Raw genomic sequence first — 22,630 nt, 5'->3', positions numbered from 1 at the left:
CAAACAAAAACAACATTTTACAGGTGCTTAGCTGGTCATTATCCCCTGAAATGATCAGCAGCAGCCTTTTCAGCCGGAATACAGCTGACAAAGCGATCCATATACCGGTTAAAACCTTCTTCATCCGCAGAATCAGGAGATACGGTGATCTGCTTCATACCGGTGAACACATGATCCTGCAGGTAATCTTCCAGGGTTTCGTTTTCACCGCGGTAAAGCAGGAAATCAGCCAGCAGGGCAATACCCCATGCTCCGCCTTCTCCCGCTGTTTCCATTACAGTAACAGGCGCGTGAATGGCGGCGGCAAGGTAGTTCTGACCGACTCCTTCGGTTTTAAACAGGCCGCCGTGGCCGTAGACACGGTCAATCGCCACATTCTCCCGGTTCATGATCTCCATGCCGTATTTCAGGGTTTCCATGCTGGAATAAATCTGGGCGCGCATGAAATTGGCCAGATTCATACGGGCATCAGGAAGGCGTACAAAGAGGGGACGGCCTTCAGACAGTCCGGTGACGGGCTCACCGGCCAGATAATTGAAATTCACCAGTCCGCCGCAGTCCTTATCGCCCTCCAGAGATTTCCTGAAGAGCTTTGTGAAGACATCACCGGCCTCTGTTTTGACACCCAGAAGGTCCGCGAACTCCCGGAGAAGTGAAACCCAGGCATTGATATCACTTGTACAGCTGTTGCAGTGAACCATACCGACCTGTTTGCCGGCAGGCGTGGTGACAATATCGATTTCGGGATAGACTTTGCTCATGGGCTTTTCCAGGACGATCATGCTGAAGATGGAAGTACCGGCGCTGACATTGCCCGTTCTTTCACGAACGCTGTTCGTGGCGGCCATACCCGTTCCGGCGTCACCTTCAGGGGGACAGAGCGGGCATCCGGCTTCCAGGTCTCCGGCCGGATCCAGCAGCAGGGCGCCCTCTTTTGTCAGGGTACCGGCATTCTGGCCGGCACACAGCACTTCAGGCAGGATATCGATCAGCTTCCAGGGATATCCCTTGTCAGCAATCAGGGAATCAAAAGCGCTGACCATCCGGCTGTCATAGGAACAGGTATCGGAATCGATGGGCATCATACCGCTGGCATCACCAACACCCAGCACTTTACGACCGCTCAGGAGATAATGGATCCAGCCGGCAAGGGTGGTCAGATAGGCAATATCCTTTACGTGGCTCTCATTGTTCAGGATCGCCTGGTAAAGATGGCTGAGGCTCCAGCGCTGCGGCATGTTGAAGGAGAACAGATCCGTAAGCGCGTCGGCCGCCTGGCCGGTAATGGTGTTGCGCCAGGTGCGGAAAGGAACCAGGAGATTCATGCCGGCATCGAAGGGGAGATAGCCATGCATCATGGCACTGATGCCAAGAGCGCCGATTTTATTCAGTGTGACATGATATTCATCCTGTATGTTTTTCTTCAGATCGGCATAACAGGACTGTAGGCCGGAAATTATGGCTTTTTCACTGTAGGTCCAGACACCGTCCACATAATCATTTTCCCATTCATGGCTGCCGCTGGCGATGACCTTATGATCACGGCCGATCAGGACGCCCTTGATACGGGTTGAACCGAATTCTATACCCAGAACAGCAGTACCGTTGACAATCTGATTGATATCCATATGATTCTGTTCCTCCTGTGATAAGTAAATTCATCCGCTGAAAGAAATCGTATCACATCGTTTTTTAACTGTAAAGATGAAGATTATTCTGACATTGTACGGTTTAGCACGGTTATTCATGAGTTTTAATCATATTTTCATCTTCTTTTTGCCTTCTTTTCAGAACAACGGGGCAGGATTTATGTTATGATACACGTGCCGGTTGAAAACGGCAGAAGGGAGCTAAAAAATGGAACCGTATACGATCGAAGACATTGAGCTTCTGAGAAAAAAGAGCGGGCTGAGTTATCAGGAAGCTGTCGCGCTGCTTGATTATCATAACGGCAGTCTTGCCCGTGCGATCATTGACCTGGAAAAAAGCGGCAGACTGAAAAATGAGGAAGATATACAGAAAGAAGGAACACGTACCATGAGTGAGAACGGCAGGAAGAATGAAACCAAGGAAAAAGCCCTGAATCTTTTACAGAAGCTATATCGCAGCAGGATCAAAATCCGCAAGGGCGATACCAGCATCGTCAATGTATCCGTACTTTTCGGCGGACTCTGCCTGCTGTTTGCGCCGCATATGACCATCGCAGGTGTGATTGTTTCCATGATCCTGGGCTATCAATTCTCTTTTTCCGGCATGGATCCCGAATTCGCGTCCGACAGCCTTGAGAAAATGGTGAAAAACGCCGCGCAGAACGCCAAGAGTTCTGTTTCCAACGTGGTCAAAACCATTACGAACGACGAAAAAATGAAAAAGGGCCATATGCAGTTTGAACTGAACATCAATAAGGATGATCAGAAAAAGGCCGAAAAAGAGAACGATACCAAAGACAGTGCAGTATTCGGAAACGAACCCCAGGAACTGCGCGACCAGGCGAAAGAACTGGAGGAAACAATGGATTCCTTCTTTGAAAGCAATCCGGCAGCCACAACCTATCACAGCGCTTACTCCGCCGCTGCCTCCAGCGTACCCACCATTCAGGTTCCCGTACAGACGGAAACCAAAGAGGGTGAAGTCAGCATAGACGATGATCAGGACGGATTTTCCTCCGTAACGATCGGATAACAGAGACAAAAACGGTATCCTGACCGGATACCGTTTTGCCGGTGTTTCCCAAATACAGAAAAAGGAATGATCCTATGGCCAGAATACTCATTGTTGAAGACGAAAAGAAAATCGCCCGTTTTCTCGAGCTTGAGCTGAAACATGAGGGATATGAAGTGGATACGGCTTTTGACGGACGGAGCGGACTGAACACCGCCCTGGAAACAAATCCGGATCTGCTGATCCTGGACCTGATGCTTCCTGAACTGAGCGGTATAGAAGTCTGCAGACGACTGCGGCATACCAGTGACCTGCCCATCATCATGCTTACCGCGAAAGATGATGTTTCGGACAAAGTCATGGGCCTGGATATGGGCGCCGACGATTATGTGACCAAACCTTTTGCCATAGAGGAACTGCTTGCCCGGATCCGCGTGGCCCTGAAAAAACGGCGGGCCGGGGTTCAGGCCGCTCCTGAACAGGAGGATCATATCCTTACAGCCGGATGCCTGAGTATCGATACCGCATCCTGGCAGGTGCGCGTGAAGGGCGAACTCGTTTCCCTGACCCGGAAGGAATTCGATACACTGAGATACCTGATGGAACACCGCGGAACAGCGGTCACACGCGACCAGATCATGAACGAAGTCTGGGGATACGATTTCATCGGCGATTCCAACATTGTCGATGTCTATATCCGTTACCTGCGCCATAAGATCGATGATCATTACGGCATCAAAACAATCCATACCATCCGTTCCGTGGGATATTTATTTGAATATGAAGAAGAATAAAAAGAAAAAGCAGACGAAAATCAGGACTGAGAAAAACAGGAACCGTGATCTGGTCCTTGCGAACAAAGCCAGCGACAGCATTCACGGCGGTGTCAGCAAAATACGGCTGTCGCTGGCATTCCGCATCGCGCTGCATTACTGCATCCAGCTTTTCAGAAGCTTTATTCCCGTACTCTGCATCCTTTCCTTTGTTTTCTGTATGGCAGTAAGCATCCCCGTATCAAGGGAGGTACGTGCCCTGATCCCGGAAAACATAGATGAAGAAACCGGAAAAACGGTGAGCCGCGGGCGGATCACAGCGGAGCGCACGGATGTGGAACCGGAAACGGAATTCTTTCCGAGGGTCGGACAGCAGTTTTCTATTTTGTTCAACAACCTTTTTTCCGATGAAACCCTCTGCTTCTACTACGCCCGGGATAACAGCGCAAACTGGCTTGTGTTCCTGAACATGCATGATATCTTTGTCCTGTGGATGATGATCGCAGGCGGTATCCTGCTGTGTGACGTGTTCCGGATGTTCTATTTTTTCCGGTATGACCAGCGGCTGAACAAAAGGGTGCTCGCGCCGATCAGGGATATCACAAACATGGCGGAAACGCTTTCTGAAAGCAATCTGTCCAACCGGATCAATATTGCGGGAACAAAGAACGAACTGAAGGACCTGGCAGTTGTGATCAACAGGATGCTTGACCGGATCGAAAGAAGCTACAACAGCCAGAAACAGTTTGTTTCCGATGCCAGCCACGAGCTGAGGACACCCATTTCCGTCATACGCGGATATACAGATATGCTGAAGCGGTGGGGAAAAGATGATCCGGAAATCCTGGATGAAGGCATATCCGCCATCTCACAGGAAACCGAGAGCATGAAGGACCTGGTGGAAAGCCTTCTTTTCCTGGCAAGGCATGATAAAAAGACGCTGATGATGGAGATATCCGCCTTTGACCCCTCCGAACTGATCCGCGAAGTCCAGAAAGAAGAAGCAATGGTCCATACAGACTATACATTTGAGACGGATCAGATGGAACCGATGACAATCAAGGCTGACCGCAACATGATGAAACAGGTCCTGAGGATCCTGTGCGACAACGCCGTCAAGTATTCCAGTCCCGGATCCAGGGTGACACTGTCCTGCAGGGACGAAAAGAACGGGACCTGCTGCCTGGCAGTACGCGATGAAGGCCAGGGCGTATCACAGGAAGACCTTCCGAAAATCTTTGACAGGTTTTACAGAAGCGATAAAGCGCGCAAGTCCGAATCCGGCGGACACGGTCTGGGACTCAGCATCGCAAGGATCATTGTGGTGGCGCACAAAGGAAAAATCCGGGTCAGATCAAAACCCGGATTTGGATCGGTGTTTTCCATTATACTTCCTGTGGAATAAGATCACTTTACATACCGGTTCACAGGAGCAGGCGCGCGCATTTTATGCGTGCGCTTCTTTTTATGCCGCCTGATGAGGAGGATGATGACGGCAATCAGCACCAGCGGCGGTCCGAAAAGAATGAGGCAGAATTCAAAATTGAAAGGCGGGAAGGGATTCGGATCCGCATAGGTTTCCGCGACAATTTCCTCCAGCGTTTTCGGAGCGTTTTCACGCTGATCAATCGTACGGGAAGCGGTCAGCAGGTACCTGACAGTTTCTCCGTAAGGCGGCGTGTAATACATATAACCAATCTCTTCACCAGCTTTGATCGGCGCCCTGAAATCCCTGGTATACTGGATCTGGAATGTGTTTGTAACGCTGTCAAACACATCCGTCAGGCTTTCCGCGATCCGGTCGATCTCACTTTTGGTCGTCACGATACTGACATTCTGATCAACAGGGGTACACACCAGCTGCAGCTTTCCATTCTGCGTATCCGATGTGGAATAGTTGCTGGTTACAATGGTAATGGGATTCATGTTGAATATTTCCACAGGTGTAACGCTCATATACTGGCTGAAGCCGTAATCCATGAGCTTGATCGTATCTGCCCAGCGGGCTTTTCGGCCTGTGAACATAACAACAGAAACCAGTTCAACCCCGTCCCTGGACGCGGCACCCGCGAAACAGTAACCGGAATGAGAGTGGGAACCGGTTTTGATGCCGGTGGCGTTTTCATAGTAATATTGATTCGGATTGTCTTCAGATCCGGTCAGCATATATTCTGTTTTGGTTGTGATGGAACGGGCCCTGTTTTTATTTGTTTTCGGAAGCTGATAGGAGACCGTTCCCGCGATCTGGCGGAAAAGGTCATTCCTCATTGCTTCACGGGCGATGATGGCGATATCCCTCGCGGTGGAATAGTGATTATCATCGTGATAACCGTGGGCATTTTCGAAATGGGTATTGATACAGCCGATGTTGGCAGCCGATTCATTCATCAGGTCCACAAAATGAGGAATGTCCCCGGAAACAGTTTCCGCGATTACGTTGGCCCCGTCATTGGCAGACAGCAGCATCGTACCGTAAAGAACATCAATAAACCTGATTTCCTCTCCGGCCTTCAGATACATCGTAGACGAATCGGAAGGCACGTTGACTGCCGTTTCAGACACCGTCACCATCTGCTCCGGATCATCCACATACAGGATTCCCAGCAGCACCGTCAGGATTTTTGTCATGGATGCCGGATAACGCACAGCATCCGCGTCTTTTTCGAAGATGACTTCTCCCTTATCCTGTGTCATCAGGATGGCTGAAGCGGCATAAAGCTGTTCAGGGACAAGGTTTTCAGGATGCTCTTTATCATATTCGGGGGCATCCGGCGCAAGCGTAGGCTGGGGAATCTTCTCGGGAGTGGCAGTAGGTTCGCTGTTTTTCTTGGCGGCAAAAGCACAGGTCCAGGAAGTGAAAAGCAATATGAACACAAGCAGAAATGCTGTGATTTTTTTCATCTGCGCATCACCTCACAATTATATACAGAAATAAGCATTATTTATGACACGGAAGCAGGAACGGAAAAGGACGGAATCAGCGTATTGCCGCTCAGCTGCAGGAAGAGGAAAATCAGGCCAATAACAGCCAGGTACAGGGCAAACCAGGAAAGGGGTACTTTGGCAATGACACGAAGCATGAAACGGATCGCCAGATAACCGACAACAGCGGCAACAATGATGCCGACAAGGGAAGGAATGAGCTCGATCTGGCTGATATATCCTTCCTCAATCGCGTCCTTGCCTTCCATCAGAAGAGAACCGACAATGGCAGGCGCACTCATCATAAAGGAAAATTTTGCGGCTGTGGATTTATCGAGTCCTGTGGAAACGCCGCCGAGGATTGTTGAACCGCTCCTGGATACACCGGGGATCATACCGACGCCCTGGAACAGGCCCATGACCACCGCGTGCAGCAGGCTGACCTTATGATCCCCGCCGGATTTTCGCCTGGCCGCGATCCTGTCGCAAAGCAGCAGGAAGAAAGCGGTGATCAGGAAGGAAAAGCCAAGGAACCAGCCGCTGTCAAAGACAGCAAAACCGTTCACTTCCGGAAACAGCTTTTTGGCGGCAATATAGACAGCCAGCGTGGGAAGGGAAGCGGCAACGAGAAGGACCAGGGTTTTGTTGCGGACAGGATGCATGATCATATCCAGCCATTCCCTGCGGAAAACGATGAAAACAGGGATCAGCGTGCCGACATGCAGAAGAATGTCAAACATTTTCATTGCCGGCGTATCTGTCTGGATTCCGAAAAACAGACGGGAAAGCAGCAGGTGACCGCTGGAAGAGATAGGAAGAAACTCACCAAGCCCTTGCAGCAGGCCCAGTACAGCACATAACAGAACGGACATAAAAAAGCCTCCACAGATAAAATCATTTTATTCTACCATAAGGGATAAACTTTGCAAAGCTTGACTGAACACAAGCAAACAGATATAATTTTTTGCCGGATATGCAGGAAATATCGTTAGTTTGTAAGGAGTGTAGCCTTTCATATGAAATTAGGTGTTGTTGGTCTTCCCAATGTCGGCAAAAGCACATTATTCAACGCGATCACAAACGCGGGAGCCCAGGCGGAAAACTATCCGTTCTGCACCATTGAGCCCAATACCGGCGTTGTGCTTGTTCCGGATCCCCGTCTCAACGTCCTTGCCGATATGTACCATCCGAAAAAGGTGACACCCACCACCATCGAATTTGTTGATATTGCCGGACTTGTGAAAGGCGCAAGCCGGGGCGAGGGACTGGGCAACAAATTCCTTTCCCATATCCGGGAAGTGGATGCCATTGTGCATGTGGTCCGGTGTTTTGATGACGATAACATCATTCATGTGGATGGTTCAGTGGATCCGGCCAGGGATATTGAAACCATAAACCTGGAACTGATCTTCGCCGATATGGAAACCGTACAGAAAAGAAAAGACAAAGCGGAAAAAAGCTTCCGCGGCGGAGATAAAAAAGCGGGTGCCGAAGCAGAACTGGCCGACCGCCTGTACGCGCATCTTGAGAGCGGGAAACCCGCCCGCACCCTGGAGTGCGATGATGATGAAAAGCAGATCCTGACGAGCTGGTTCCTGCTGACGACCAAGCCTGTCATCTACGCAGCCAACATATCTGAGGATGATCTTGGCAAAGACGATACAGAGAATGATTATGTCAACCAGGTACGGAAGATCGCCGAAGCCGAAAACGCTGAGGTTATTGTGATCTCCGCTGCCATTGAACAGGATATCGCCTCCATGGGACCCGATGAAAAGAATGAATTCCTGGAGGAACTGGGCATCGGCGAAAGCGGACTGGACCGGCTGATTACCGCCAGCTACCGGCTCCTGGGACTGATCTCTTTCCTGACAGCAGGTGAGGATGAATGCCGTGCCTGGACGATTGTAAAAGGAACCAAAGCACCGCAGGCCGCCGGAAAAATCCATACGGATTTTGAAAAAGGATTTATCCGCGCGGAGATCGTTCCCTTTGACACCCTGGCGGAACTGGGCAGCATGGCTGCCTGCAGGGAAAAGGGCCTGGTCCGCAGCGAGGGCAAGGATTATGTGATGAAAGACGGAGATATCACCCTGTTCCGGTTCAATGTATAAAGAAGGGATCGAGTTATCATGTCACGTATTCAGTATTTCTGGAACCGCCTGAAAAAAATGGACTGGAAAGCCATGTGGAAAACAACCGGCCTGCTGAAAAAACGCAGCGGGAAGGGAAGGCTGTGGCTTCTGGCCGATATGCTCAAATGCGGCATCAAATACAACGCGGGTTATATTGACTACAAAATCGCGCAGATGTACAAGCTGAACGATGAACAGCGCAAAACGGTCATCACGCGCGGTATTTCCAACGATATTGTCCGCAGGATGAATCCGAAGGAATACTGGCATACATTTGATGACAAAGCGGAATTCAACGAATTCTTTAAGCAATGGATTCCGCGCAGGTGGATCCGGATTGATGACAACACATCCACAGAAGATGTTTACGCGCTCTGCAGGAGTTTCCACGAACTGATCGGCAAGCCCCTGGAAGGATCCAGCGGCGCCGGCATCCAGAAGTATTCCGAGGACGACTGGAAGGACGGACCGGAAGCATTCCTGGCCAGGCTGAAGAAAGACGGCATCGGTATCCTGGAAGAGATCGTCATTCAGCATCCGAAAATGGCTTCCCTGTGCCCGACTTCCGTCAATACCTGCCGTATCGCCACACTGCTGGGCGACAAGCAGCAGGGGATTGTATATGCCTTCCTGCGGATCGGCAACGGACGCGTGATGGACAACGTGGACTGCGGCGGTATGGCTTCCAGGATCAATCTGGATACGGGGAAACTATGCACGGTAGGCGCTGACAAGCAGGGGAACACGTTTATCAAGCATCCGATGACAGATACCAGCATCATCGGTTTCCAGATTCCCTTCTGGAACGAAGCGAAACAGATGTGCCTTGAAGCGGCTCAGAAGATACCACAGATGCGTTTCATCGCATGGGACGTGGCCATCACTGAAAACGGCCCCACCTTTATTGAAGGGAACAGTTTTCCGTCGCACGCGATCCCGCAGTTCGCGGCGCATTATCCGGACGGAATCGGCATACTGCCAGAATTTGAGAAATTTATTGACCTGTAAGAAAAAAACTCTTGCACGCGGTTGACTATTGTGATATAGTTCATATGTTATGCGGACGGTCCTCTGTCCGGAGTAATATGATTCATCCGTTCGGATGAACCGCCGGGTCACGAACGTCTATGAGGGAAGGAGGCACAAACCATGAACGAAATTATCCGCTCTATCGAAGCAAAACAGATTCGCAGCGATCTGCCCGAAATCAACGTCGGTGATACCGTGCGTGTATGGGTTAAGGTTGTTGAAGGCAACCGTGAACGTCTGCAGGCTTTCGAAGGAACCGTTATCGCCAAGCGCAACGGCGGAATCCGTGAAACATTCACTGTTCGCCGCGTATCCTACGGTATTGGCGTGGAACGTACTTTCCCGATCCATTCTCCCCGTGTGGATCACGTTGAACTGATCCGCCGCGGTAAGGTCCGCCGTGCTAAGCTGTACTACCTGCGTGAACGTCAGGGCAAAGCGGCCAAGATCAAGGAAGTCAAGCGCGTCTGATTTGTGCTCTAAAAACTGCTGCAGTGCAGCAGTTTTTTTGTTTTTGGTTCAGTTCCCTCACAGAGAAGGATTCAACAGATGGATTGTTGAAATATAATAAGATATATTATTGACAGATGAAGGAGATTAATCCCATGAGAGACAGAACCGAAGCAGCATCCAAAGCCAAAGAGCTGGTAAGCCGCATGACGCTTGAGGAGAAAGCCTCTCAGCTGAAATATGACGCACCCGCGATCCCGAGGCTTGGAATTCCCGCCTATAACTGGTGGAATGAAGTGCTTCACGGTGTTGCCCGTGCCGGTACCGCCACGGTTTTTCCGCAGGCCATCGGCCTGGCTGCCATGTTTGATGAGGACCTTCAGGAGAAAATCGCTGACGTTATTTCGGATGAGGCGAGGGCAAAATACAACGGACAAAGCAGCCACGGAGACAGGGATATCTATAAAGGCCTGACCGTCTGGAGCCCGAACATCAACATTTTTCGTGACCCGCGCTGGGGACGGGGACATGAAACCTACGGAGAGGATCCCTATCTGACTTCCAGGCTCGGCATCCGCTTCATCAAAGGACTGCAGGGCAGCGGAAAATACCTGAAAACCGCGGCGTGCAGCAAGCATTTCGCTGTTCATTCCGGGCCGGAAGCCGTCAGGCACCAGTTTGATGCCCGCGTGAATGCCAAAGATATGAATGAAACCTACCTGGCCGCGTTTGAAGCCACTGTCAGGGAAGCGGAAGTCGAGTCCGTGATGGGCGCCTACAACCGTGTCAACGGTGAACCGGCCTGCGGCAGTGAAACCCTGCTGAAAAAGACACTGAGAGACAAATGGGGTTTCCGTGGACACGTGGTCAGTGACTGCTGGGCCATCCGTGATTTCCATGTTAACCACAAGGTGACCGCGACAGCACCCGAAAGCGCAGCACTGGCGATAAAAAATGGCTGCGACCTGAACTGCGGCAACACTTATCTTCATATCCTGGAAGCCTTACAGGAAGGCCTGGTTACCGAAGAAGACATCACCACCGCCTGTGAACGGCTGTTTACTACAAGATTCCTGCTCGGTCTGTTTGCGGATGACTGTGAATATGACAGCATTCCCGTTACGGATAACGATACAGACGAGCATGCCGCTCTTGCCCTGGAAGCCGCTGAAAAAAGCATGGTGCTGCTGGAGAATGACGGCATCCTGCCCCTGGATCCGCAAAGTATCAAAACCATTGCGGTAATTGGTCCGAACGCTGACAGCATTCCCGCGCTTGAGGGGAACTATAACGGCACAAGCAGCCGGTATGTCACTTTCCTGGAAGGCCTGCGGGATTACGGCAGGAAACATGGTATCCGTGTTCTGTACAGCCTTGGCTGTCATCTGTTCAAAGACAGGACATCCGGCCTGGCGCAGGCTGACGACAGGCTGGCCGAAGCTGCTATGTACGCGGAAGCCGCGGATGTTACGATCGCATGCGTCGGGCTGGACGCGGGTCTGGAAGGCGAGGAAGGGGATACCGGTAATGAATATTTCAGCGGGGATAAAAAAGACCTGCTGATTCCTGAATCACAGCGCAGGCTTCTGGATGTTCTCGAAATGAGCGCCAGGAAACTTATTACCGTTGTTACCGCTGGCTCCAGCCTGAACGTGCCCGGCGGAAACGCGAAAGTATTTACCTGGTATCCGGGGCAGGCCGGCGGTACCGCCCTGGCGGAACTGCTTTTCGGCGAAAAGAACTTCAGCGGACATCTTCCGCTGACATTCTATCAAAGCATTGACGATCTTCCTGATTTTGAAGATTACAGCATGGAAAACAGAACCTACCGCTACTTTACAGGTAAACCGCTGTATCCCTTCGGTCACGGACTGAGCTACACCACCTATGAAGTTCTGAAAGCGGATGCGGATGATCTCACCGTATCCGCCGAGATCCGCAATACGGGCAGCATGGCAGGCGACGCTCTGATCCAGGTATACGCTGCCTGTGACAGTCCCTTTGCGCCTGTTCATCCCAGGCTCTGCGGTTTTCAGCGTGTCAGCCTGAACCCCGGGGAAACGAAAACCGTTTCCGTAACCCTGGATCCTTTCACCCGCACCGTGATCAACAGTGAAGGCAACAGGATTTCCGCGGAACACGGCACCCTGTATGTCGGTCTCGGCCAGCCGGGCTTTGAGAATGCCGGAGATACGGTTGAGATCCGTTTCTGATCCATTTTCATCATTATTCGGAGGATTTAATGTTTACAGGCTTCACCGACGAAACAATCCAGTTTCTGCTGGACCTGAAATTTCATAACAACAGCACCTATTTCCATGAGCAGCATGACCGCTATGTAGAAACAGTCCAGACCCCTTTTTACGAACTGATCAACGATCTTGCCGATGATATGCGGAAGATTGATCCGCTGATGGAAACGAGACCCTATAAATGCCTTTCCAGGATACACCGGGACACCCGGTTTTCCAGGGATAAAAGCCCGTACCGCGATCATCACTGGTTTCTTTTCAGACGGGCCGCAGAACCCAGGGATAAAAGCCTTTTCTATTATTTTGAGTTCGGTCCTGACAGACTGGGCTGGGGAATGGGCATCTGGGGTGAAAACAGGGAACTGATGGATCTTTTCCGGAAAAGGATGAGAGCGAATCCGGACGGTACCCTGGCCCTGATCGATGATATGAATCTGGCCGGACGGCACCTGCTGCTCAACGGCAGATTCTATAAAAGAATGGATATACCCCCTGAAATACCGCAGCGGCTGAAGCAATGGTATACCGGAAAGGAAATCTACATCAGCCGGTATGAACCGGACTGGAAATGGGCTTTTTCAGACAGAATAGTCAAAGAAATCAGAAAAGATTTCCTTGCCATGGCACCGATGTACAGACTGCTCCGGGGCTGTATGGATGACATACAGAAGGACGGGACAGAATGATATCCCACCGGAAGGAAGTGAATTGACCGTGAGAAAACCGTTCAGACCGCATCCTGATGAACACAGAGAGGAAAGAAGGCACCGTATTCCCTTTATTGCAAAGGTTTTTATGCTTATCGGCATGATCACGGTGCTGTATTTCCTGATCACATACGCCGTGATGCCCGTGCTGGCCATGCTGACGGTGTCCTGAGGAATCGCTTATGAAAAAAACAGGTAAATGGTTTGCTTCTGTTATCGCAAAAGCGCTTGTTATTATCCTGGTCATTGTTCTGCTGCCGTTCGTCAGGCCGCTTGTCAGGCGTCTGCTGCCCGACGCGACAGGGGAGATCAGGGTGCAAAGCGTTATTCTTGAGCAAAAGCTTGAATCCAGCAAACGGCTTGAAGTGACCACAATCGATGAGGAAGGCGTCCTGGAAGCGAAAACCAATGTGATCATTTTCGGAACCGTAGGGTCCACCACCATACGGTACCGGTATACAGCGAGCATCGGAATAGACCTGAGCAAGGTCGTTATGACAACAGACAGCGACCGGATCATATTTGCCCTGCCTGATCCGGAAATCCTGAATGACGGGATCGAAGCCCTTGAGATCAACAAAAACAACCTGTTTTCCAAGGCGATTGAAAAAAGCGTGGAAACGCTTCTGAACGAACAGAAAATGAAATGCCGGGAACAGTATGTTACTGAAAAGGAGCATTCTGACAGGGCATGGGAAGATATACGGAAATCTTTCGAGGAAACGATCTGCCAATGGCTGGAAAACTACGGTGAACGACACTATGAATTTGAATTTGTCAGACTGAATGACGCGGCGGCCGCTTCGGCCGCTGTTTTTATGTGACAGAAGCTGCCGCATCGGCGGTTTTGTTCGCCTTGACTGAAATCTCTTTTTTGCATAATATAATGAAGTAATTTTTTTTGCCATGAATGAAACGGGCATCGTTTATGCCTGCGCGAAGGGATCTGCGGACAGTTCCCGTAAACAGATTATATCCATAAATGGTTTATGAAAGATGATAAAGCAATAAAGGAAGTGATTCCGATGAGCGATCAGAACGCTAAAATCAACTGGTATCCCGGGCATATGGCCAAAACGAAAAGGCTTCTCCAGGACCACATCAAGCGTATTGACCTGATTATCGAAATATGTGACGCCCGTCTGCCGTATTCCAGCCGGAATCCGGAACTTTCCTCCATGATATCCAGGAAGCGGCATCTCCTGTTCCTAAACAAATCTGACCTGGCGGACGCAAATATGAACAATCTGTGGATTCAGTATTTCCGCAGGCAGGGAACAGAAGCCCACCTGACTAACGCCGCGAAAATGAACGGCAAGGAAACGCTGGGCCTGATTGACAAGGCCACAAAGGAGATTGTGGATAAAGCCCTTGAAAAAGGCGTCCGGAAAACTGTCAGGGCCATGATCACAGGAATCCCCAATGTCGGGAAAAGCACACTGATCAACCGCCTTTACGGACGCTCTGTTACCCAGATCGGTGATCGTCCGGGGGTCACCAAAAGCAATCAGTGGGTAAAGGTTTCCCCTTATCTGGAACTGCTGGATACCCCCGGACTGCTCTGGCCCAGACTGGATAACCAGCTGTCCGCGCGCAGGCTGTGCTATATCGGATCCATCAAGGATGACGTTGTTGATACCGCTGAACTGACAATCCATCTTCTTGAGGATCTGTGCAGCGTTATTCCGGACGCTGTAGCGGAAAGATTCCATATTGAGGATACAGGTCTGAAAGGCGTTGAGCTCCTGGATGCCGTATGTACGGGAAGAGGCTGGCTGCTGAAAGGCGGCAGAATGGACTATGACCGCTGCTGCAGCGTTGTACTGGATGAATTCCGGGGAGGCAAGCTCGGGAGAATCACGCTGGAAAAACCTGCCGAATTCGAAACGGAAGAGGATAAGATAAATGATTGACAGAGCTCTTCATGCTGCCGAACTGATGGAATTTGACAGAAATTACCGCAAAGGCGGGCTGGTTGTAGCCGGCATGGATGAAGTGGGACGCGGTCCGCTTGCCGGTAATGTGGTGACAGCCTGCGTTGTCATGCCTGAAGAACCCCTGATTCCCTGGATCGATGACAGCAAAAAGCTGAGCGAAAGCCGCAGGGAAAAGGTTTTTGACGAGATCATGTCCTGCGCCCTATACGTCGGTATCGGTGAAGTGAGCCCGGAAGAGATCGACAGGATCAATATTCTTGAAGCCACCCGCAAAGCGATGCGGAAGGCTGCGGAAGCCGTTCCTGCCGATATTTTCCTGATCGACGCTGTAACCGGCCTTGGACTGAAAGGAAGGGAAGTCCCTATTATCAAGGGAGACGCCACCTCCTATTCCATCGCCGCGGCCAGTATTGTCGCCAAAGTCATCCGGGACCGGCAGATGAAGGAGCTGGATAAGCTGTATCCTGAATACGGATTTGCCAGGAATAAGGGATACGGCACAAAGGAACATACTGACGCTTTAAAACGAATCGGACCCTGCCCCGAGCACAGGAGGAGCTTTATCACCCATTTTGTATGAAGATGACCTATGAAACCGGACTGCTGGGCGAGGATATGGCTGCTGTCTGGCTGGAAGAGCATTATGGAATGCGGCTGCAGGAAAGCAGGTACAGGAACAAAGCCGGAGAAATTGACCTGATTATGCTCGATAAGGATTACATTGTTTTTGTCGAGGTTAAAACAAGGATATCAGGCAGACCCGGATGCGGGCTGGAGTCCGTGAACCGCAGAAAACAGCAGCGGATCGCCAGGGCTGCCACGCTTTACCTGATGCAGCATAAAATGCTGAACCACGCCATCCGCTTCGATGTGATCGAAGTTCGGGATGATGAATTCCTGTATATCCCAAACGCGTTCCAGCCGGGCGGCATGTTTTACAGATAAAGAAAGGTGCGTTACAGACTGATGACATATAAACGGTTTTCCCTGTTCATGGTTTTGACGATGCTGATCGTTATGCTGTTTTCCGCCGGCTGCGCTGCAGCGGAAAACCTGCTCGTCAATGCTGATTTTACAGAAATTGATGAAGACGGGATCCCCGAGCACTGGTATACAGACGCCTATTATCCCCAGATCGGGTACAGCGTGTTCAGCACAGGCAAAAACGGCCAGGAAGGCAGGAATACCGTTACTGTCCGCAACATCAATGAAAATGACGCCCGTTTTGCCCAGACGGTTGCGGTTGAACCGGATTCCCTGTATCTGCTCAGCGGTTATATCAGCGCGGATGAAGTATCCGGAGGGCACGGTGCCAACCTGAGCGTTGAAGGTGTCTACGCTTTCAGTGAGCAGGTATATGATACAGACGGGGAATGGCAGTATATCGAATATTACGGCGAAACAGGACCTGAACAGCACTATATAACCGTATTTGCCCGCCTCGGCGGTTACAGCGGTATGTGTACGGGAAGCGCAGCCTTTTCCGGGCTTTCCCTGGAGAAGGTGGACAGCATTCCCGATGACACAATCGCGGATATGTGGTACAGGGAAACCGATGATACGGATGATTACGCGGATGACGAGGAATACGGGGAAGAGGAAGAAGAATCCAATATCCCCACTGTATTCTGGCTGATCCTGATCAGCCTGGTTTATGCGTTTGTATGCCTTGTCATCCTGCACCGCCGGCATCACAGGCCTGAACTGATCTCCGATTATGAAACTGTATCTTCCCTGAAAGTCGCTGCCCTGCTTGCAGCCGCACTGGTTCTCCGGATGATCATCAGCTGGTTTGTGGAAGGATACCTGGTTGATGTCGGGTGCTTCCTCAGCTGGGGAAAGACAATGTATTCCCATGGTCCCTGGGGATTCTACGCAGGAACAAGTTTCTGCGATTATCCTCCTCTTTACACCTACATCCTTGGACTGAACGCCTGTATCACGGATCTGCTGCAGGCAGGAACCGAACTGACGAGGGTTATTTACCGCTTTGTTCCGTCCATATGTGACCTGGCTGGATGCTGGTTGATCTACCGGCTGATGATCAGGCAAAAGCTGTTCAGGCCGGATACCTGCCTGTGCTTCCTGGCGCTTTCGCTGTTCAATCCGGCAACGATCCTTAACAGCGCCGCGTGGGGACAGATGGACAGCGCCCTCTGCCTGATGCTGCTTGCGGTTGCCTTGTTTGCGGTGAAGGGGAACTGGATTGCCGCCCTGCCGCTGTATGTGTTATCTGTGCTTCTTAAGCCCCAGGCCCTTATGCTGGGGCCGCTGGGACTTGTATATATCCTGTTGACCTTTATCCGGAATCCTGAAGCACGGAAAACAATCCTCATTGGTACTGCTGTAAGCCTGGGAGTACTCGCTTTGGGTGTGATTCCTTTCAGCCTGCAGCAGGACTGGGACTGGCTGATCAACCTTTACAGCCGTACGCTGGCTTCCTATCCCCACGCAACGGTCAATACAGCAAACCTGTATTACCTGCTTGGCGGGAACTGGGCTCCTGTGGCTGATGAAGCCCATGTGATGGCGCCGGTACTTCTTTGCATCCTCTGCGCCGGTTACGGGATCTGGTGGTATTACCGCGCGGAAGGGAAGCCGAATCACAGCACTGAGACTTTCATCTGTTTCCTTTTCTCGGCCGCGTTTATCGTTTGTGCCTTCATGAAGGCTTCCTGGGCCTGGATCGGCGGCATAGCCATGGCGTTCCCCTTTGCCGTTGTGATCAGTCCCGCGGTCCGTTCCCGCAATATACAGCTCCTGCCATGGCTTGGGGGACTGCTGTATATCCTTTTGTATGTATTCGGCATCAAAATGCATGAGCGGTATGTTTTCCCCGCACTTCTCCTGCTCGCACTTGCCTGGACACTGCTCCGGGACCGTCGGATCCTCTATATCCTGCTGCTGTTTACGGTGACGGTATTCATCAATGAGGGAATTGTGCTGGACAACAGTATCCGCCTGGGATCAAGTGCCGGTCACCTGAACAAGGATACGGTATGGCTTGCGGATATCATCAGCGCCGCCAACATCCTAGGCGCGCTGTACGCGCTGTGGCTGAACCTTGAATTGTTCCTCCGGGACGGCAAGGAGAAACCTGCCCGGGAGAAGGCACCGGATGCAAAGCCCGAACCGCTTAACGACCGGTTCCTGCACTGGAAACGGAAAGATACGATCCTGCTCACCCTGATCACCGCGGTATATGCCGTGATCAGCCTGCTGACGCTAGGAAGCACAAAAGCTCCACAGTCATACTGGACATCCAGCAGCCCGGACGAACAGATCATTTTTGACCTGGGAGAATCCAGAAGCGGAACGGAAATCCTGTATTTCGCACAGGTCAGCCAGAAAAACTTTACATTTGCTTCCAGTGTGGACCTTGAAAACTGGAGCGATGAAGTTTACGCGCAGATGGATCAGGGTCAGTGCTGGAAATGGAAGTATGTCACCATTTCCACGGAAAAACCCACGCGGGATAAGCCCTACAACCGCGAATTCACCAACTCGGAAAGCGGTATTGTCCGTTTCAGCGGCAGGTATATCAGGCTGTCGGCATGCCAGGTCAACCTAGTCCTGAATGAAGTCCTTTTCCGCGATGCTGACGGGAAAATCCTTCCCGCAAAGGTTATCAGACAAAGCGGCGCTGAACCGGAATCCTCCCTGTTCTCCGATCCGTCCAACATGCTGGATGAACAGGATACCATGGAGGGCCTGCCGGCATTCCCGGAAACGAGTGAAACAAAACAGGCAAAAATCCAGCCCAGCTGGTGGAACAGCACCTATTTTGACGAAATCTATCATGCCCGAACCGCGTATGAATTCACGCGGGGAACCGTACCGTATGAAACCAGTCATCCGCCGCTCGGAAAAGTGCTTATGAGCCTGTTTGTCTCCCTGTTCGGCATGACACCCTTCGGATGGCGTTTTGCCGGGGCACTGGCCGGTATCATTATGCTTCCGGGTATGTATCTGCTCGGCAAGCAGCTTACCAAGAAAACAAGCACAGGATTGATCGCGTGCCTGCTGATGGCGCTTGACTGTATGCATCTGACGCAGACGCAGATCGCGACAATTGACAGTTTCCCGGTTCTGTTTATCATCTTCGCATTCTTCTTCATGCTGCGTTTTATGCAGACGGATTATGTGTCTGAAAAGCTGTCGGCATCCCTGAAAAACCTGGCCCTGAGCGGACTTTTTATGGGACTTTCCATCGCCAGCAAATGGATAGGAATTTACGCGGGTGCCGGCCTGGCGATCCTGTTCTTCTGGCACTGCATCCGGATCATCCGCGCGAAAGCAGCTTCAGGCCAGGACGAGAAAAGTGCCGCATGGGGCAGAACCTTCTGGATCTGCGCCTGGTGCATCCCGTTCTTTATAGTCGTTCCTGTACTGATCTACCTGGCCAGCTACATTCCCTATATGGCCTATGCCTTCAAACGTATGGAGACCATATGGGATTATATTGCGGAAGTCTGGAACGCCCAGGTGGGGATGTTCAATTACCACAGCCAGCCCGGGCTCGGTATGGATCATTACTTCTATTCACCCTGGTGGCAGTGGCCCATCATCGGCAAGCCTATGTATTATGCTTCCCAGCAGTATATACCCTATGATTCTCCGGTTCACCACAGCATCTTCTGCTTCGGAAACCCGGTTATCTGGTTCGGCGGGCTCGCCGCGCTGGTCCTCTGTATATTCCGCTGCGCACAGGCCAGAAGATACCGCATTGAAGGATCCGATTATCTGTGGCACCTGCGTTCCTTCCGCTGGGACAGCCGTTACGTATTCCTCTTCATTGGCATCCTCGCGCAGTATCTGCCCTGGGTTCTTGTTCCGCGGGGCACCTATATCTACCATTATTTTGCCAGTATTCCTTTCCTGATGCTTGCCATCGCCCTTTGCTTTGACGGATACGGAAATAAAGCGGTAATCCCCGCACGGATCGCGGCTGCGGTATTCATAGCCGCCGCGCTGGTATTCTTTGTCATCCTTTTCCCTTACGCATGCGGAATCAATGTTCCCACAGGCTGGCTTGACCTGGCCATCGGACATCTGCAGATCTGGTACTGAGAGGGGAGTAAAGTTCAGTGAGAGAGGTTATGGCCAGGACGGTCAGCTTTGGAGTCAGCGGTGTCAGCGGATTCCAGGTCAATGTTGAAGTATTCGGCATTGACAGCATGCCAGGTATGGAAATCATCGGCCTGCCCGATACTTCCGTACGGGAAAGCAAGGACCGGGTCAATGCCGCCATCATTAACAGCGGCAGGGAAATGAAGGCCCGCAGAATCACTGTCAATCTCGCTCCCGCTGACATGAAAAAAGAGGGCCCCTCCTTTGATCTTCCGATCGCGGTCGGAATCATGATCGTTGTCGGTGCAATGGAACCAGATCCTCATATTGATATGGACAAAACTGCCCTTTTTGGCGAACTGAGCCTGGACGGAAGCGTGCAGCCGATCAACGGAGCGCTTCCCATGGTCATCAGCGCCAAGGAAAACGGCATACACACCGTTATCCTGCCGGAAAAGAACGCCAGGGAAGTTTCCTGCATCCAGGGAATCAGGATCCTCCCGGTGAACCATCTGAAGCAGGTGATTCACTGGTTTGAAGGGACAGGGACCATTGCTGAACAGGAACAGATTTCCTTTGAAACCCTGAAAAACGAAGCTGTTCCCGCAATGGATATGGCCCAGATCAAAGGGCAGAAAGGCGCCAGGCGCGCAGTGGAAGTGGCTGCCGCGGGCGGTCACAATATGCTGATGATCGGCGTACCCGGCAGCGGAAAAACCATGCTGGCGCGCTGTATCCCGGGAATTCTTCCGCCTATGAGCTTTGAGGAATCCCTGGAAACCACCAGGATCCATTCCATTTGCGGCAGGCTGCCCGCCGGGAGCGGGCTGATGGTGACCCGTCCTTTCTGCGCGCCGCATCATAACGCGTCCGTTGCCTCCCTGATCGGTGGCGGCCAGGATGCCAAGCCCGGTGAGGTTTCACTGGCACATAACGGCGTACTCTTCCTGGATGAACTGCCGGAATTCAGCAGGGGAGCACTGGAATCCCTGCGACAGCCGCTGGAGGACGGCATTGTTTCTGTGGCCCGTGTGAAACGCCAGGCACAGTATCAGTCCTCCTTCATGCTTGTGGCCGCCATGAATCCCTGTCCCTGTGGTTTCTACGGAAGCAACCGGCGCACCTGCCGGTGTACGCCGCCTGAAATACGCCGTTACCTTGACCGGGTATCCGGGCCTCTTCTGGACAGGATTGACCTGCAGATCGAAGTAGATTCCGTTCCCGTAAATGAAATCAATGACGCTGTCCCTTCCGAATCTTCCGCACAGGTCGCGGAACGTGTCCGGAAAGCGCGTGAAATACAGCTGGAAAGATACCGCGGAACCGGCAGGCACTGCAACGCGCAGCTGACAAATACAGAAGTCAGCAGATACTGTACGCCGGATGCCGAAGGCCTCAGGCTGCTGAACATGGCCGTAGATTCCATGCACCTGAGCATGCGCGCATACCAGCGGATCCTGAAGGTATCCAGAACCATTGCCGACCTGGCAGGAGAAGAAACCATATCCTCCGTTCATATTGCTGAAGCCGTGCAGTACCGTGAGCTTGACCAGAAGTATTGGAGATGAACCGGATGGAACGAAGTATAACGGATTTCCAGTATGACTGCTGGCTGGCTTCCGCCGGTATGCCGTCAGGAACCGTCCATAAAGTACTGGAGCGTTACGGTACTCCGGAAGCCTGCTGGCAGGCTGTTCAGAAACACGATGAATCCATCAGCTCCCTTGTCACACCCCGGTTTGTTCAGATCCTATCGGAAACCTGTAATGAAAATGCCCTGGGCAAATACAGGCAGAAGCTGGAGAAGCATTCCATCCGTTCGGTTCTTTTTTCGGATCCGCTTTATCCCGCTTCGCTGAAAGAAATACATGATCCTCCGGCTATTCTTTTTTATCAGGGAAACCTGGAGTGCACGGAAAGCAGAATGCTGGGTATGGTCGGAAGCAGGGCTGCTTCCTATACAGGACAGAAAGCGACAAGGAAACTGGCTGAAGACCTGAGCGCCCAGGGCGTCACGATCGTCAGCGGCATGGCCTGCGGCATTGACGCTTCCGCGCACAGGGGATGCCTGGACGGGAAAAGCCCAACGATCGCGGTGCTCGGATGCGGTCTGGACAAACCATATCCGGCTGACAACATTCCGCTGCGGGATGAAATCCTGAAGAATAACGGGCTTGTACTGAGCGAATATGCTCCGGGTGAAAAAGCCGCCGGCTGGCATTTCCCCGTCAGAAACCGGATCATTGTGGGACTAAGCCGGGCACTGATCCTGATGGAAGCCAAAATACGCAGCGGGAGTATGACATCCGTCAGCCACGCGCTGGAGCAGGGAAAAGATGTTTTTGTCTATCCCGGGGATCCCTCATCGGAGAATTTCGAGGGAAATCACCAGCTGCTCCGGGAAGGCGGCATCTATTTTACGAGCGCCCGTGACATCCTGGAGGATATGCACTGGCTTGACAATCCTCCTGCTGTAAGGCACAATAGCGATTGTGCGCAGACATCTTTGTGCCGTACACCTGAAGAAGAATCTGTGATCAAAGCCCTGAAACCCGGCACCCTCAGCTTTGAACAGCTTCTTATCCACACCGGAATGAATCCGCCTGTGCTGATGAGCACGCTGACGATCCTGCAGATCAGGGGCGTGATTGAAGCACTGCCGGGTAAACAATACCAGATTAAGCAATAAGCTGC

19 protein-coding genes are annotated in these 22,630 nt (G+C 51.7%); 16 read left to right on the top strand and 3 right to left on the bottom strand.

Features of this window, described 5'->3' with window-relative positions; translation table 11 throughout:
- Positions 1-38: 38 nt before the first annotated feature.
- Positions 39-1,628 (bottom strand): xylulokinase, encoded by a 1,590-nt coding sequence (locus JYE50_RS04350; protein ID WP_084094655.1) that lies wholly within the window; start codon positions 1,626-1,628, stop codon positions 39-41.
- A 229-nt stretch (positions 1,629-1,857) separates the two neighbouring features.
- On the opposite strand from JYE50_RS04350, the gene JYE50_RS04345 reads away from it, so the two are divergent.
- From JYE50_RS04345 to JYE50_RS04335, 3 genes are all read left to right on the top strand, one after another.
- A complete protein-coding gene (locus tag JYE50_RS04345; protein ID WP_084094654.1) occupies positions 1,858-2,682 on the top strand; it encodes a DUF4342 domain-containing protein in 825 nt (274 codons plus the stop codon).
- 74 nt (positions 2,683-2,756) lie between these two features.
- Positions 2,757-3,455, top strand: coding sequence for a response regulator transcription factor (locus JYE50_RS04340; protein WP_084094653.1), 699 nt, complete (start codon positions 2,757-2,759; stop codon positions 3,453-3,455).
- The gene (locus tag JYE50_RS04335) at positions 3,442-4,839 is read left to right on the top strand and encodes a sensor histidine kinase (protein WP_179138211.1); all 1,398 of its coding nucleotides are present in this window, start codon (positions 3,442-3,444) and stop codon (positions 4,837-4,839) included. Before JYE50_RS04340 ends, JYE50_RS04335 begins: the two co-directional genes overlap by 14 nt.
- A 2-nt stretch (positions 4,840-4,841) precedes the next feature.
- Here JYE50_RS04335 and JYE50_RS04330 read toward each other — a convergent pair whose 3' ends face one another.
- A complete protein-coding gene (locus JYE50_RS04330) occupies positions 4,842-6,335 on the bottom strand; it encodes a D-alanyl-D-alanine carboxypeptidase family protein (protein ID WP_084094651.1) in 1,494 nt (497 codons plus the stop codon).
- Between the two features lie 41 nt (positions 6,336-6,376).
- Positions 6,377-7,228 (bottom strand): undecaprenyl-diphosphate phosphatase, encoded by an 852-nt coding sequence (locus JYE50_RS04325; protein ID WP_084094650.1) that lies wholly within the window; start codon positions 7,226-7,228, stop codon positions 6,377-6,379.
- Between the two features lie 144 nt (positions 7,229-7,372).
- Here JYE50_RS04325 and ychF point away from each other — a divergent pair, with 144 nt between their 5' ends.
- From ychF to dprA, 13 genes are all read left to right on the top strand, one after another.
- On the top strand, positions 7,373-8,470 hold the full coding sequence (gene ychF, locus JYE50_RS04320) for a redox-regulated ATPase YchF (protein WP_084094649.1): 1,098 nt from the start codon (positions 7,373-7,375) through the stop codon (positions 8,468-8,470).
- 18 nt (positions 8,471-8,488) lie between these two features.
- The gene (locus JYE50_RS04315) at positions 8,489-9,499 is read left to right on the top strand and encodes a sugar-transfer associated ATP-grasp domain-containing protein (protein ID WP_084094648.1); all 1,011 of its coding nucleotides are present in this window, start codon (positions 8,489-8,491) and stop codon (positions 9,497-9,499) included.
- 141 nt (positions 9,500-9,640) lie between these two features.
- A complete protein-coding gene (rplS, locus tag JYE50_RS04310) occupies positions 9,641-9,991 on the top strand; it encodes a 50S ribosomal protein L19 (protein ID WP_084094647.1) in 351 nt (116 codons plus the stop codon).
- Positions 9,992-10,125: 134 nt separating this feature from the next.
- Positions 10,126-12,183, top strand: coding sequence for a glycoside hydrolase family 3 C-terminal domain-containing protein (locus JYE50_RS04305; protein WP_283399148.1), 2,058 nt, complete (start codon positions 10,126-10,128; stop codon positions 12,181-12,183).
- Between the two features lie 29 nt (positions 12,184-12,212).
- A complete protein-coding gene (locus tag JYE50_RS04300; protein WP_084094645.1) occupies positions 12,213-12,908 on the top strand; it encodes a DUF2461 domain-containing protein in 696 nt (231 codons plus the stop codon).
- Between the two features lie 28 nt (positions 12,909-12,936).
- Entirely contained in the window at positions 12,937-13,101 is a 165-nt protein-coding gene (locus JYE50_RS04295) for a hypothetical protein (protein ID WP_179138210.1), read from the top strand.
- Between the two features lie 10 nt (positions 13,102-13,111).
- The gene (locus JYE50_RS04290) at positions 13,112-13,753 is read left to right on the top strand and encodes a DUF4230 domain-containing protein (protein WP_084094644.1); all 642 of its coding nucleotides are present in this window, start codon (positions 13,112-13,114) and stop codon (positions 13,751-13,753) included.
- A 201-nt stretch (positions 13,754-13,954) separates the two neighbouring features.
- Positions 13,955-14,842 carry a ribosome biogenesis GTPase YlqF gene (gene ylqF / locus JYE50_RS04285; RefSeq protein WP_179138209.1) on the top strand — a complete coding sequence of 296 codons (888 nt, stop codon included), beginning with the start codon at positions 13,955-13,957 and terminating at the stop codon, positions 14,840-14,842.
- Positions 14,835-15,446 carry a ribonuclease HII gene (gene rnhB / locus JYE50_RS04280; protein WP_084094642.1) on the top strand — a complete coding sequence of 204 codons (612 nt, stop codon included), beginning with the start codon at positions 14,835-14,837 and terminating at the stop codon, positions 15,444-15,446. Before ylqF ends, rnhB begins: the two co-directional genes overlap by 8 nt.
- 2 nt (positions 15,447-15,448) lie before the next feature.
- Positions 15,449-15,811: a YraN family protein gene (locus JYE50_RS04275; protein WP_179138208.1), complete on the top strand. Its 363-nt coding sequence runs from the start codon at positions 15,449-15,451 to the stop codon at positions 15,809-15,811.
- Positions 15,812-15,817: 6 nt separating this feature from the next.
- Complete coding sequence (locus tag JYE50_RS04270; RefSeq protein WP_304588221.1) at positions 15,818-19,936, top strand: phospholipid carrier-dependent glycosyltransferase; 4,119 nt, start codon at positions 15,818-15,820, stop codon at positions 19,934-19,936.
- Positions 19,937-19,953: 17 nt separating this feature from the next.
- A complete protein-coding gene (locus tag JYE50_RS04265; RefSeq protein WP_283399147.1) occupies positions 19,954-21,504 on the top strand; it encodes a YifB family Mg chelatase-like AAA ATPase in 1,551 nt (516 codons plus the stop codon).
- Between the two features lie 5 nt (positions 21,505-21,509).
- Positions 21,510-22,625 (top strand): DNA-processing protein DprA, encoded by a 1,116-nt coding sequence (dprA, locus tag JYE50_RS04260; RefSeq protein ID WP_179138207.1) that lies wholly within the window; start codon positions 21,510-21,512, stop codon positions 22,623-22,625.
- Positions 22,626-22,630 lie beyond the last annotated feature (5 nt).

The organism is Aristaeella lactis (assembly GCF_018118585.1).
In the GTDB taxonomy this organism is placed as follows: Bacteria; Bacillota; Clostridia; order Christensenellales; family Aristaeellaceae; genus Aristaeella; species Aristaeella lactis.
Note: the sequence above shows the minus strand (reverse complement) of the source record. Positions and strands in the feature narration are given on the sequence as shown.